This is a genomic window from Actinoplanes lobatus (assembly GCF_014205215.1).
In the GTDB taxonomy this organism is placed as follows: Bacteria; Actinomycetota; Actinomycetes; order Mycobacteriales; family Micromonosporaceae; genus Actinoplanes; species Actinoplanes lobatus.
Genome location: NZ_JACHNC010000001.1, coordinates 377,573 through 390,984, shown reverse-complemented (window position 1 = coordinate 390,984; position 13,412 = coordinate 377,573). Strand labels below are relative to the sequence as shown.

At 73.1% G+C, this 13,412-nt stretch carries 9 protein-coding genes and 1 pseudogene; 3 read left to right on the top strand and 7 right to left on the bottom strand.

Translation table 11 applies throughout. The features are described 5' to 3' along the window. Positions 1-92 precede the first annotated feature (92 nt). Positions 93-251 (bottom strand): annotated as a pseudogene (locus tag BJ964_RS47675) (DNA hydrolase); the annotation flags it as partial. Positions 252-538: 287 nt separating this feature from the next. Here BJ964_RS47675 and BJ964_RS01700 point away from each other — a divergent pair. Beyond that, entirely contained in the window at positions 539-1,783 is a 1,245-nt protein-coding gene (locus BJ964_RS01700) for an IPT/TIG domain-containing protein (RefSeq protein WP_188119008.1), read from the top strand. Positions 1,784-1,891: 108 nt separating this feature from the next. Here BJ964_RS01700 and BJ964_RS01695 read toward each other — a convergent pair whose 3' ends face one another. Beyond that, positions 1,892-2,641: a hypothetical protein gene (locus BJ964_RS01695; RefSeq protein WP_188119007.1), complete on the bottom strand. Its 750-nt coding sequence runs from the start codon at positions 2,639-2,641 to the stop codon at positions 1,892-1,894. A 216-nt stretch (positions 2,642-2,857) separates the two neighbouring features. Here BJ964_RS01695 and BJ964_RS01690 point away from each other — a divergent pair, with 216 nt between their 5' ends. Further along, complete coding sequence (locus BJ964_RS01690; RefSeq protein ID WP_223149456.1) at positions 2,858-4,828, top strand: S8 family peptidase; 1,971 nt, start codon at positions 2,858-2,860, stop codon at positions 4,826-4,828. A 48-nt stretch (positions 4,829-4,876) separates the two neighbouring features. On the opposite strand, the gene BJ964_RS01685 is transcribed toward BJ964_RS01690, so the two are convergent. Next, positions 4,877-5,566 (bottom strand): hypothetical protein, encoded by a 690-nt coding sequence (locus tag BJ964_RS01685; RefSeq protein WP_188119006.1) that lies wholly within the window; start codon positions 5,564-5,566, stop codon positions 4,877-4,879. Between the two features lie 322 nt (positions 5,567-5,888). Between BJ964_RS01685 and BJ964_RS01680 the strand changes: the two genes are divergently transcribed. Beyond that, a complete protein-coding gene (locus tag BJ964_RS01680; protein ID WP_188119005.1) occupies positions 5,889-6,119 on the top strand; it encodes a hypothetical protein in 231 nt (76 codons plus the stop codon). Here the strand turns inward: BJ964_RS01680 and BJ964_RS01675 are convergent, their stop codons facing one another. Genes BJ964_RS01675 through BJ964_RS01660 form a run of 4 tightly spaced genes read right to left on the bottom strand, consistent with a single transcriptional unit; the run spans position 6,120 to position 13,399 of the window. Further along, on the bottom strand, positions 6,120-7,301 hold the full coding sequence (locus tag BJ964_RS01675) for a VWA domain-containing protein (RefSeq protein ID WP_229806708.1): 1,182 nt from the start codon (positions 7,299-7,301) through the stop codon (positions 6,120-6,122). It abuts the gene before it with no gap. After that, positions 7,298-9,493, bottom strand: coding sequence for a DUF5682 family protein (locus BJ964_RS01670; protein ID WP_188119004.1), 2,196 nt, complete (start codon positions 9,491-9,493; stop codon positions 7,298-7,300). The genes BJ964_RS01675 and BJ964_RS01670 overlap by 4 nt, the downstream gene beginning before the upstream one ends. After that, positions 9,486-10,547 carry an ATP-binding protein gene (locus BJ964_RS01665; protein ID WP_188119003.1) on the bottom strand — a complete coding sequence of 354 codons (1,062 nt, stop codon included), beginning with the start codon at positions 10,545-10,547 and terminating at the stop codon, positions 9,486-9,488. The genes BJ964_RS01670 and BJ964_RS01665 overlap by 8 nt, the downstream gene beginning before the upstream one ends. Then, the gene (locus BJ964_RS01660) at positions 10,544-13,399 is read right to left on the bottom strand and encodes an SWIM zinc finger family protein (RefSeq protein WP_188119002.1); all 2,856 of its coding nucleotides are present in this window, start codon (positions 13,397-13,399) and stop codon (positions 10,544-10,546) included. Before BJ964_RS01660 ends, BJ964_RS01665 begins: the two co-directional genes overlap by 4 nt. Positions 13,400-13,412 lie beyond the last annotated feature (13 nt).

Here is a 13,412-nt window from a genome sequence, read left to right as displayed (position 1 = left end):
TCATGATCCAAGCCAGGCCGCCCCGAGGCATCCGGTTTTTCACCCGTGACAGCACGGGTGGGTGGTCGAGGATCTCAGACGGCCGTGGCGGCCCCAGCCGCCGCTGCGTACGCCTGCCGCAGCTCACCGATCGTGAACTCGGGCCCGGTGAACGCCGTGGCGAGTGGCGTGTACTCCAGCTTCGCCCGCGCCCGCTCCAGCCCGTCGGCGAGGATCTCGTCGTGGTCGAAGGCCAGATCCTTCGCCTCCTCAGGAAGCTCGCCTCGTCCATCCGAATCGTCCTTCTCGGATTGAGTAAGACTCGAACTGAGATGAACCTAATGCGGTCGATCGCCGGGTGTCAACCCGTGCACGTTGGAGTTCCCGGATCGTAGCCCTCCATCAGGGACGCTGTCCGGTCCATGAGGATCTTTCGCGCTTTGTCCTGCTAGAGCCCCACGAATGGTTACGATTCCGGCGAGACCGCCCAACCAGCGTTCGCTCCTGGACTGGGCACACTTCCGACTCGCGCGGTTTTCAGGCCGCAGGAGGACATCGCATGAGCGAGACCACAACTAGCAGCACCCGCCGGCGGGCTCTCCGCCGCGGATTCGCTACGGCGGCGGTCACCGCGACCGTTGTCGCGGCGGTGGCGACCCCGGCCTCGGCGGCCGCGGCGACCCTGACTCTGAGCTCCGCCTACGGCCCGGGAAGCATTAACCCAGCCCTTCCGGGGACTCCCGTTACCATCACCGCGTCGCACGCCACGACGGCATGGCTCTCCGGCGTTTCCACACCGCTGAAGGCCGGCTTGGTGGCTGCCACGACGTGCCCGGCTTCGGGTGACAAGATCATCGATACCCCCGCCACCATCGTCTACCCCGCCACCACCAGCACCATCGTGGCCACCAACGTCACCGCCACCAAGGTTTCGAGCTACAAGGCACTGATCGGGATCCCCGGCACATTGCCGTTGGCCGCCAGTGCGGCGGCTCAGAAGTACCTCCTCTGCATCTACGGTGGGACCGCGGCCACCGATCTGACTCTCGGCACCGCTTCCTACAGCGTTGCCGCTCCAGCGACGGTGACCAAGGTCGAACCGGCGAGCGGCATGACGGTCGGTGGCAACCAGATCACCGTCACCGGAACGAACTTCCCGACCACATCCACTGCGATCACCGCTACCCTCGGGGGCGTTGCGCTGACCGGCGTCACCGCCATCAACGCCACTTCGTTCAAGGCGACGGTGCCGCCCGGCAAGCCGGGTCTGGCCGCGCTGGCGGTGACCACTTCCGCCGGCACGGTGACCACTTTGAACGCATACACCTACTCCAACGGCATCAACATCTCGCCGAACACCGCTTCCAGCGCGGTGGTTGCCCCCGCGACGACCGCGACCGTGTACGTCGATGTGATGGGCTCCGGCTTCACGAACCTGAGCTTCGACCCGGCCGCGGGCATCGGCGCGAGCGGCTCTACCGCACTCGCTGCCACCCGGGGTGATTCATATGTGTTCCTGGTCGATGGCGTGTACACCCCGGGGACCGGCGCTGCCGCCTACGACATCGGGCCGGTCGCCATTTGCGGTTCCGTGGCAGTGATCAGTGACCGTGAGCTGATCTGCGGCATGGACCTGGCCTTCGGGCTCGACCCCGACACCGGTCTCACCGCCAGTGCTGCCGTTCCCGATGGTACTTACACGCTCACTGTGATCAATGACGCCAGCTTCAATCCGGCGGTGCCGGCAGACATCACGCAGACCGCCCTCACCAGCGGTTCCACGTTCACCGTCGCGCCGTACTGATCCCGGCAAGATGTTCAGGCGGTCCGGGGCGATTGCCCCGGGCCGTCTGGCGTGAAACAGCGAAGCGGCCCGGAGCTCATCCGCTCCAGGCCGCTTCAGCGCGTGCGATCAGTCCATGGTCTTCCACTTCTTCTGGATCGCGGCGACCGCCCTCTCCCGGGACGGGTTCCCCTTCGGGTCGACCACGATCGCCGCCACGCTCTTGTCCGGAGTGGCCCGCCAGCACATCAGCAGGTTCGGCTTCTTGGCCGGCCGCGGGCTGGTGGCGAATTTGAACGTCTGCGAGCAGGACACGTTCCCGTACTTCTCGATCCCTCCGGCAACGCCGGAGAGTTCCCGCTGGCCGGTGAGGTCTCCGCGGGCCGACAGGATCCGGATCATGCCGCCTTCGGCGAAGGAGCCCTCGGTGGTCGTCTGCACTTCCCCGAGCGGTCTGACGGCCTTGGGCGTGACGGGGTGCTGGACCTCGACGCCGTCCTCGGCCATCTTCCGGCGGGCCTCCTTGATCCTCTGCCGGACCTCCTCGGAGAGGGGCTTTCCGGTGACGTCGGTGGTGGGGATCGTCGGCGACGGCTTGGCCTTGCGTGCCTCTTGGGTCGTGGTCGCCGGTGCGACGGGCTCGACGTCCTTCGGAGTGCTGGGCGGGCTGGTCGCCGGGATGATCGGCGCGGCTCCGTCCGTCGTGGTGGCCGAGCCTCGCGACACGATCGCGGAGGTCGTCACGTAGGCGGCCCCGCCGAGGACGGCGGCCAGGCCGGCGACTCCCGCCACGGCCAGGGCGCGGCGCTGACCCCGGCGACGCCGGGCCGGTGGCGTGGGGCCGCCGGCGTCACCGGGCCGATCATCACGAGTGGTCATTTCCGCCGTCCTTCTGGGTCTCGGGTACGGAACCATTCCCGGTTCCTGACCTCATCGTCCCAGTGATTCCGACATATGGCCCTAAAACCAGGCAGCTGCCACTGAATTCGTCGCCTCCCTGGTGCGCCCGCTCCCCAGCTGCACCTGTCCGACACCGGCGCCCGCAATCCTCACCCTCAAATCTGGGCCGACGTCGTCCGAGGGGGAGGAACCACCTTGAACAAGGCCACAATCAGCAGGTGCGCCATCGGTGCCGTCGCCCTGGGCGCGTTCGCCGCGGTCGGCGTCCTCGCCCTGCCGACCGGCAGCGCGGACTGGACCCCGGTCACCTACGGGCTGACCGCGGAACCGGAGCAGATAGTTCCGGACGTGGTGACCGAGGCTCAGCCCGCGCGGGTCGTGTCGACCACGATCGACGAGGACGGGCGGCCGGTCGTCACGGTCAAGAAGGCCACCGACAAGGCGTCCGCGGTGAAGCTGGTCAAGGACGCGCAGGAGACGGAGAACGCCGTCGGTGTCGAGATCGACGCCCCGGTGTACGCGCTCGGCATCCCCACCGGCACCGACCCCTACCGGGCGCAGCAGTGGGACTTCACCAAGATCCGTACGGCCGATGCGTGGCAGCGGTCGACCGGCTCCGGTGTCACCGTGGCGGTCATCGACACCGGTGTGGACGCGACCCACCCGGACCTGGGTGCCAACGTGCTGCGCGGCTACGACGCCATCGCGAACACGGCCGGGACCAGCACCGACGGCAACGGGCACGGCACCCACGTGGCCGGCACCATCGCCGCGGTGACCGGCAACGGCGTGGGTGTCTCGGGCATCGCGCCGGACGTCAGGATCCTGCCGGTCAAGGTGCTGGGCGCCAACGGCAGCGGCAGCATGGCGGACACCGCCGAGGGCATCGTCTGGGCCGCCGACAACGGCGCCCAGGTGATCAACATGTCGCTGGGCGCCACGACGAAGGTGTCCGCGGTGAGCACCGCGATCACGTACGCCCGCAGCAAGGGCGTCACGGTGGTCGCCGCCGCCGGCAACAGCCGTCAGCAGGGCAGCCCTGTCTCGTACCCGGGTGCCGACGAGGGTGTCATCGCGGTGGCCGCGACCGACTCCGCCGACAAGGTGGCCAGCTACTCGAACGCCGGCGCCTACGTCGACGTGGCCGCCCCGGGCAGCGGCATCATCAGCACCTACCCGACCGCGCTGGGCAACCAGTACGTCAGCATGAACGGCACCTCGATGGCCTCCCCGCACGTCGCCGCGGTGGCCGCGCTGCTCAAGGGCTACCGGTCGAGCCTCACCCCGGACCAGATCGAGACCGCCTTGGAGAAGTCGGCGACCGACCTGGGCACGGCCGGCTTCGACAACGACTTCGGCAACGGCCGGATCGACGCCGCCGCGGCGCTCGCCACCATCACCGCGCCGACCACGGCTCCGACCACCGCGCCCACCACGGCTCCGACGACCGCACCCACCACGACCGCGCCGACCACCGCGCCGACCACCAGCGCCCCGACGAGCGCTCCCACCAAGGCTCCGACGACCGCGCCGACCACCGCGCCGACCAAGGCTCCGACGACCGCGCCGACCACCGCGCCGACCAAGGCTCCGACGACCGCGCCGTCACCGAGCCCGACCGTGGTGAAGGTCAAGCCGGTGATCACCGCCAACGTCACCGGTCGTGAGGTCGTCTACGGCACCACCACGACCACCACGTTCACCGTCAAGGCCAACGGCAAGGCGTGGCCGGCCAAGCCGGTCCAGATCTGCGTCACCGAAGGCGCCGCCGCGGAGCAGTGCACCAACGCCAACACCACCTCCGCCGGCACCGTCCAGGTGAAACGCACCGCCAAGGCGAGCTACCAGCTCGTCCTCAAGGCGGTCGCCACCACCACGAGCGAGGCCACGACCTCGGCGCCGGTCACCTACAAGGTGCGCGCGGCGGTCACCGTGGTCCGGACGGCGAAGGCGAAGCTGGCGGTGACCCTCACCGGCGCGGTCGGCCAGCCCACCGAGATCCAGCAGAAGGTCGGTGGGACCTGGACCACCGTCGGCAAGTACACGGCGAGCGCCACCCCGGTGAAGGTCACCGTCACCGGCCTGGTCGCCGGTCAGACCTACCGGGTGGTGGTCCCGGCCGGCGCCACGGTGCTCGGCGCCACCAGCGCCCCGATCGTCGCCTGACGATCTGTCGATGAAGCGGCGGGGCCTTCGGGTCCCGCCGCTGTCGCTTCAGTCGAGGCGGTTCCACTCGCGCTGGATCACGGCGATGCTGTCGGCTGTGGAGGGTTCGCCCTCGGTCGTGGTCGCCATCGTGATCACGCTGCGTGCCGCTGACGTGCGCCAGCACATCAGCGTTTCAGGTGCCGATGACATGACCGTGTCGGGCGGGACGTCCGTGGTGCAGCGCACGCCGCCGCCGGCCTCGGTACCGTCGTCGCCGGCCAGGATCAGCTCCCGGTCGCTGGTGAGGTCGCTTTGCGCGGTCACGATCCGTACCGTGCCCGCACCCAGCTTCTCGGTCCGCTCGGCGATTTCCGGTCCGCCGAAGCCGAAGCGTTTTCGCAGGTCGGCGATGGCGGAGGAGGCTCGCGCGGCGTTCGGGGCAGGGCTCGCCTGACGGCTCGACGTGGGGCTGCGCCGCGCGGGCGCCGCCTGCTTCGTTGCCTTTCCGGGGGTACGGGCATCCGACTGCGAAATCCCGGCCACGCCCACCGTGGGGGAGGCCGGCGTGGTCTGCGGTGCCAGGGCGGCCGGCTCCGGAAGGGTGGGCTGCGACTCGTTCATCAGCTGGGTGGCCAGGAACCCGGCTCCGGCCAGCACGGCCGCCGCCCCGGCGACCCCGACCGCGATCTGTCTGCGTCGCCGGGCGGTTCGCTCGGGAGCATCCGACGAGAGCTGGTCATCCTCGTCGTCGCTCATGCCACCTCCTCAGGTGCGGGAGACTCCGGCCCCCATGGTTCCAGAGATGGGTGCATACCAGGCGGGAATCCACTTATCGGCAACTATCGCGCGCTCACCCCGTACCCCCGGATCTTGATCTTCGGGGTTGGACTGACAGTGACCGGGCCGAAGCGACCGGTGCCGATGGCCCGACCGGGGGTCACCCGGACCAGCGAGCCAAGAGGTCCCATGGTTGACCCGTCCACGATGCACGCGCAATGTGTGGGACACGACGGGCGCCTGGCGGGGTGCCCGTGTCAGGAGGGAGCGGCCCGGTGCGGTGCGGCGCGAGGTCCCGGCGATGACCGGGATCGCGGATCGGGTGGAACACGGCCCCGCCCGGCCTTCGTGGGACTGTGCCTCCTGCGGGCGGGCCTGGCCGTGCGACCCGGCCCGCGAACAGCTGGCCCGCGAACACGGGCGCATCGACCTGGCCATCGTGATGTGGGACCACCTCGAAGAGGCCGCCCGGGACATGCCCCAGGCGCCCGCCTCGGAACTCTTCGACCGCTTCCTCCGCTGGACCGACTGATCAACCTCCCGCCGCGGTGGCGCGCTCGGCGAACGCGCGCAGGTCACGGCGCTCGATCGCGGCGGCCATCAGATCCGGGAAGACGTCCGGCGTGCACGCGAACGCCGGAACCCCGAGAGCCGCCAGGGCCGCCGCGTTCTCGTGGTCGTAGGCCGGCGCCCCCTCGTCGGACAGCGCCAGCAGCACCACCACCTGCACCCCGGCCGCGGTCATCTCGGCCACCCGGCGCAGCATCTCCTCCCGGACACCGCCCTCGTACAGATCGCTGATCAGCACGAAGACGCTGTCCCGTGGCCGGGTGATCAGCTGCTGCGAGTAGGTGATCGCCCGGTTGATGTCGGTGCCGCCACCGAGCTGCGTGCCGAACAGCACCTCGACCGGATCGGCCAGCTGATCGGTCAGATCGACCACGGCGGTGTCGAAGACCACCAGCGACGTACGCAGGGAGCGCAGCGAGGCGAGCACAGCGGCGAACACCCCGGAGAACACCACCGAGGCCGCCATCGAGCCGGACTGGTCCACGCAGAGCACCACGTCCCGCTGCACCGCCGTGCCCCGCCGCCCGTAGCCGACCAGCCGCTCCGGGATCACCGTCCGGTGGTCGGCCAGGTAGTGCCTGAGGTTCGCGCGGATGGTCCGGTCCCAGTCGATGTCGGCGTGCCGGGGCCGGCTGATCCGGGCCGCCCGGTTCAGCGCGCCGGTCACCGCGGCCCGGGTCTGCTGCGCGATCCGCCGCTCCAGCTCCTCCACCACGGTCCGGACCACCTGGCGGGCCGCCTCGCGGGTGGCGTCCGGCATCACCCGGTTCAGCGAGAGCAGCGTGCCGACCAGGTGGATGTCGGGCTCGACGGCGGCCAGCATCTCCGGTTCGAGCAGCAGCCGGGTGAGGTCGAGCCGCTCGATGGCGTCGGCCTGCATCACCTGGACCACGGTGGCCGGAAAATACTCCCGGATGTCGCCCAGCCAGCGGGCCACCTTCGGCGCGGACCCGCCCAGCCCGGCCGACCGTCGTGCCGGTCTGCCGTCTGCTCCGCCCTCCCCGGCGTCGTAGAGCGCGGCCATCGCGGCGTCCATCGCCCCGTCCCGGCCCTCCGCCCTGCCGAGCGCCTCGTCGGCCTGGCCGCCGAGCACCAGCCGCCACCGCCGCAACCGCTCCCGCGTCACCTCGTCCTCGCCGCTCACGCCTGCCCCCGGACCGTGGTGAGTGTGCGGCCCAGCAGGGCGCTGAGCACCGGCAGCGGCTCCGCGGCGCGGGCCGGGTCGATCTCGGCGGTCGCGTCGGCGGAACCGGAACGCCCGCCCGCCACCCGCTCGCCGATGGCCCGCCGCTCACCCGCCTCGAACGCGCCGAACGTCCGCCGCAACAGCGGCAGCACCGCCTCGAAGGTGTCCGCCGGAATGTCCGCCAGCCAGTCGTCCACCAGGGCGAGCAGCGCCTCGTCGTGGACCAGCAGCAACCCGCCACCGGACAGGAAACCCTCCACCCAGGCCGCCGCGTGCGCCGGTGGCGTGCCCACGGTCAGCGGCAGCCGCAGCCGGCGGCGCACCTCCGCGCCGTCCAGCCGCCCGGCGTCCAGCAGCAGACGGGTCAGCCGCCCGGCCGGCAGACCGTGCAGCCCCGGCCGGACCGCGAGCGCCCCGACGGTCGCCAGCCACCGCTCCCGCTGCGACTCGTCGGCGAGCAGACCGACGGCCTGGTGCACGCCGTCCATGCCGTCCCGCAGCCGCCGGGCCGCCTCGTCGGAGAGCGACCCGGCCGCCGACGGCAGCGCCGCGCACACCCGGGCGAGCAGGCTGGCGGTCACCGTGGCCAGGCCGGCCACGTCGCTCCGGCGCACGTCGCCGTACCTCAGCGTGCGCGCCAGCGCCGGAATCGCCGCCATCAGGTGATGCACGTCGGCGTCCAGCGCGGCGCGCCGGTCCAGCGCCGCGAGCACCGCCGGGTACGCCTCCGCGAGATCCGCCAGCAGACACGTCTCCACCAGCTCGGTGACCTCGGCCAGGGTGCCCGCCGCACCGGCTCGCGCGGTCACCCGGGCGGTCGCCGCCGCCACCACCGTCGTGCCCCACATGCCGCCCTCGACCAGCCGGACCGCGAACTCGGGCTGCCAGCTCAGCCGCCACTCCTCCCGGAAGGTCCCGGTGCCGCGCCGGGCGGCCGTCCGCTCGCCCCACGGCACGTCGAGGATCCGCAGCCGGTGCAGCAGCCGGCTCCGCCGCAGGTCGTTGTCCTGCCGCAGGTCGAGGTCGAGATTCCGGTCGCCGGCTTCCGGTTTCAGCCGCAGCGAGCGCTGCCGCGCGGTCAGATCCCGGACCAGCGGCACAGCCGGCATCTCGTCGGGCACCGCGCCCAGCCGCTCGCCGACCACCAGCCGACGGGAGATCAGCTCGGTGCGCAGCGGCTCGCCGTCGCACATCACCGCCTCCGCGGCCTCGGTCACCTCGGCCAGCCCGGCCAGCGGCCGTCCGCGCAGCGTGGCGAGGGCCTCGGCCAGGCGGGCGGCCTCGATCACGTGCGCCGACGACGTGGGTACGCCCTCCGCGCGCAACACCCCCGCCGCGTCCACCAGCCACCGGGGCACCACGTCGTCGCCCGTGGTGAACAGGTGGTGGTACCACCCCGGCGACCGCACCCCGGCCCCGTAACCCGACCACGACGCGAGCCGCCCGTACGTCCACGGCACCCAGGTGAACGCCACCTTGCCCCTGCGCCGCCCCTTGAGCAGCGCGGTGTCCTCCTTGACCGGCACCTTCCGGAGCAGCGCCGGCACGTGCCACGCCCCGCACACGACGGCGACGTCCTCGTGAGCGCGCCGCTCCTCCCGCAGCACCGACCGCATGTACGCCTCACGCAGCAGATCGTCCGGATTCTCCGGAACGGTCTCCCGGATCGCCGTCATCGCCTCCGCGATCGCCTCGAAGACCGGCACACCCCGATGCTCGACGACGTCCTCCCACCAGCGTTCCGGATCGTCGTACCCGGCCGCGGCGGCCAGCTCCCCGATCGGATCCACCGGCCGGGGCGGCTCATCCTCATCCGGCCGGCTTTCGGTTTCCGGGGCGATGCGGAACGCGAACGGAAGATCGAGGAAACGCACCCGGACGCCGTGCCCGACCGCCCACCGGATGGCCTGCCACTCCGGCGAGAAGACGGCGAACGGCCAGAACGCGGCCTTCCCGGGATCGTCCACCGCATACCCCAGCAGGGCGACCGGCGGTTCCAGACCGTCGTCGGCCACCCACCGGACCAGGTCGTCGGCCTCCGGCGGCCCCTCGATCAGCAGCACCTCCGGCGGGTTCGCCGACAACTCCCGCACCACCGCGCGAGCCGACCCCGGGCCATGGTGCCGGATCCCGTAGATCCGCTCAGGCATCGCGGGCGGCCCGGTAGAAGTCGAGCCACCCGGACCGCTCCCGGACGACCGTCTCCAGATACTCCCGCCAGACGACCCCGTCCGAGACCGGGTCCTTCACCACGGCGCCGACGATGCCCGCCGCCACATCGCCGGGATGCAGCGTGCCGTCACCGAAGTGGGCGGCCAGCGCCATCCCGTTGGTGATCACCGAGATGGCCTCGGCCGTCGACAGGGTCCCGGTGGGCGACTTCAATCTGGTACGCCCGTCCTCGGTCATCCCGGACCGCAGCTCCCGGAAGACCGTCACCACCCGGCGGATCTCCTCCAGGGCGGCCGGCACCTCGGGCAGCTCCAGGGCCCGGCCCAGCTGGGCCACCCGCCGCGCCACGATCTCCACCTCGTCGTCGGCGCTCGCCGGAACCGGCAGCACCACCGTGTTGAACCGGCGGCGCAGCGCGCTGGACAGCTCGTTGACCCCACGGTCCCGGTCGTTGGCCGTAGCGATCAGATTGAACCCACGCTGCGCCTGGACCTCGGTGTTCAGCTCGGGAACCGGCAGCGTCTTCTCGGACAGGATGGTGATCAGCGCGTCCTGCACGTCGGACGGGACCCGGGTCAGCTCCTCCAGCCGGGCGATCGACCCGCCGCGCATGGCCCGCATGATCGGGCTCGGCACCAGGGCGGCGTCGGTGGGGCCCTCGGCGAGCAGGCGGGCGTAGTTCCACCCGTACCGGATCGCCTCCTCGGGGGTGCCCGCGGTGCCCTGGACGAGCAGTGTGGAGTCGCCGGAGACGGCTGCCGCCAGATGTTCGGAGACCCAGGTCTTGGCGGTGCCGGGGACGCCGAGCAGCAGCAGTGCCCGGTCGGTGGCCAGGGTGGAGACGGCCACCTCCATGAGGCGGCGCGGCCCCACGTACTTCGGGGTGATCTTCGCGCCGTCGCCGAGCAGGTAGGTGACCACGGCATGTGGCGACATCCGCCAGCCCGGCGGCCGGGGCCGGTCGTCGGCGGCGGCGAGCAGGGCCAGCTCTTCGGCGTACTGGTCCTCGGCGTGCGGTCGCAGAGCGGTCACGAAAGCTCCTGGAACATCTCGAGTCGGAAGGTGAGGGTGCGGGCCAGCTCGGCCACCGGGCGCACCCGGGCCGGATCGACGGCCTGGTCCAGCAGGGTGGCCAGACGGCCGGTGAGGTCGGCGTACTCCGGGGGCATCGCCAGGCCGGCCGCCCGGCACAGCTCGCCCAGCTGCCAGGTGTGCCGGTCGACGCGGGCACGGTGTTCCACCGTCTCCAGGACGGCGACCGACAGCCCGTCCGGCCACGGCCCGGGATGCAGCGCCAGCAGCCGTTGGGCGGTGCCGTCCTCGGCGCGCAGGGCGTCGGCGGCGAGCCGGGCCAGCCGGTCCGGCGGCAGGACCAGGTGCAGATCCCAGCGGACGGCCTCGCGCAGGCGGCCGGCGTCGGCGCCGAGCAGCGCGGTGGCCCACCGCGGGTCGCGCCGCACGACCGCCGCCTTGGCCCAGCCGTGCAGCAGTGGCGCCGCCCAGTCGTGGCCGCGGGCCGCGTCGAGCCAGCCCTGCGGGTCGAGGGCGGTCCAGGTGTCCAGCGGGGTGCCGGCCACCACCTCCTCGAGCAGCCAGGCCCCGGCGCCGACGCCGCGGACCGGGGCCGCGCCGACCCCGTCCCGGCGCAGGTCCCGGTCCAGTTCGGTGGGCGGTTCGACGCTCAGCCGGCCGGCGCCGTCGAACCGGACCGCGGCGTGCGCCCGCTCGGCCATCCGCCGGCCCAGCGCCGCTCCGGGCAGATTGCGCAGCAACTCGAGGGCGGCCTCCCGGACCTCCTTGCGCCGGTCGTCGAGCGCCCGCTCCAGGAGCGGCTCGTCCCGCGGCGACAGGCCCGGCCCGAACGCGCCGAGGAATCGTGCCCGGTTCTCCGAGGACTCCTCCGCCCAGGTGCTCTCCACCAGCGCACGGGCCTGATCCGGGTCGATACGCCGAAGCGCGGCCAGGTGACCGAGCCGCTCGGCCGAACCCGCGGTGGCCCACTCCCCGGCCAGCTGCCCGAGCCACGCGGCCACCCCGTCCGCGGCCACCGCGTTTCCGGCCAGGGCTGCCGGGGCCTCGCTGAGCAGCCAGCGCCAGTCGGCGCGCTGCCCGGCCAGCCAGGCGCCCCGCCGCCCGGCGACCTTCGCCAGGTCGGCCCGGACCGAGATGCTCCGCCGCCCGGCCTCCAGCAGCGCCGGAAGGATCGCGGGCGGCACGATCCCGCCGCGCGCGGCGGCCGCCGCCAGCCACTGGGCGAGCAGCTCCTGCTCGTAGTGCCCACCGCCGGGCGCGCCGCCACCGAGGATCCGGGCCAGCCGCGCCGACGCCGCCGTCGGCAGCGGCGCGACCGTCTCCGCCGGCGCGGCCGGCATCGGCACCCGCCCGCTCTCCGGCGCGACCCCGGCCCGCCGGCAGGTCAGCGCCACGGCCGCCGCCTCCAGCAGCGCGGCCGCCGGACCCGTCTCCGGGGCCGGCGGGCCGAGGTCGGCGTTCAGCGGCCCGACCTGGACGGCGTGGCCGGACCACGGGCGGCGGCCGGTGCCGACCAGGGCGGCCGTCAGCAGCTCCGGAGGCAGCTCCGGAGCACGCGAGGCGGACGGGTCCGGGATCGGCGGGGCGGCGGGCACGAAAGCGCCGTCGACCCACGCGGCCAGGGGGCGTAATCCGGCCGGGGACCACTCGGCGGCCACCGTGGCCGGGGCGGCGCCCGCGGCGGCGAGCAGCCACCACGGCTCGCGATGGCCCGGGGCCAGCGGCAACGCGTCGCCCGCGGCGTCGACCAGGTGGGCGCCGGACGGGCGCACGCCGGACAGGAGCACGGGTGCGTCGGACCGCCAGGGCTCCGCGGCCAGGAGCGCCGACCAGCGGGACAGAGCCGCCCGGACCGGGCCGGCGCCGTCCGGTGAGCCGAACGGCTCGGCCGCGGAGGCGCGCTCGGCCACGAGCGCGCGCAGTGGCACGGAGCCCGGATGGAAGCAGAGGTCGCCGCGGAACGCGGTGCCCGGGACGAGGTCGGCCGGCAGCGGCTGGCCGGGCGCCGCGAACGACAGCACCAGCGCGAACCGGTCGCTGCCGGAACCGTGCAGCCACGTCCGCCGGCTGGTCAGCGCGCCGTCGTCGACCTCGACCTGGCCGAGGACCTGCCAGCGGTCGGTGACCCGGGGCCCGGCCAGCACCTCCTCGGTCGCCGTCGGGAACCCGATCCGGGAGCGGACGGTGGCCGCGAGCCCCGGGTCGAGGGTGTCGAGGTGGGCGTGCCCGGAGACCAGCAGGCGCAGCAGCGCCAGCTCGCCGAGCAGCCGGTCGGCCCACTGCGGCCCGATCCCGGCGATGGTGCCGAGCCGGCGCACCGCCCCGGCCGCGCCGGGCGCCTGCGCGTCGACCAGGCGGGCGGCCATCGCCTCGAACGCCGCCGGCCCGGACCGCCCGGCCGCGGCCAGACCCTGCTCGACCTGGTCGTCGAGCCATCGGCGCAGCTCGGTCATGCCGCCGGCGACCCGGTCGGCGCGGCCCTGCGCCCGTTTCGCGGCGGCGACCGGATCGGGCGCCGCGGCGGGGGACCGTGACGTCCGCGCGGCCCGCGCCGCCACCCACCGGGTGACGAACTCGGGAGCCTCAGCGGCGCCGGCCCCGGACGACGACCAGTGCAGCAGCAGCCCCAGCACGTGCTTGCAGGGGATCTTGCGGCTGGGGCAGGAGCACTTGAACGCCGGCCCGGACAGGTCGGCCGCCACCTGGTAGCCCCGGCACACTCCCCAAAGGACGTCGCCGAGCAGCCCGGTGGTGGCGAACTGGCCGGTGACACCGCGTGCGTTGCGCAGCGAGGCGGGGTCGGGCGCGAGCGCCTCGACCTGAGCGGTGGACCATCGTTGTTCAACGGGCACGCCCCGACCCTAG

Bases quoted from the DNA above. Each gene is read 5' to 3' on its own strand.
- BJ964_RS01695 (WP_188119007.1), bottom strand. From the start codon at position 2,641: ATGACCACTCGTGATGATCGGCCCGGTGACGCCGGCGGCCCCACGCCA.
- BJ964_RS01700 (WP_188119008.1), top strand. From the start codon at position 539: ATGAGCGAGACCACAACTAGCAGCACCCGCCGGCGGGCTCTCCGCCGC.
- BJ964_RS01680 (WP_188119005.1), top strand. From the start codon at position 5,889: ATGACCGGGATCGCGGATCGGGTGGAACACGGCCCCGCCCGGCCTTCG.
- BJ964_RS01685 (WP_188119006.1), bottom strand. From the start codon at position 5,566: ATGAGCGACGACGAGGATGACCAGCTCTCGTCGGATGCTCCCGAGCGA.
- BJ964_RS01670 (WP_188119004.1), bottom strand. From the start codon at position 9,493: ATGCCTGAGCGGATCTACGGGATCCGGCACCATGGCCCGGGGTCGGCT.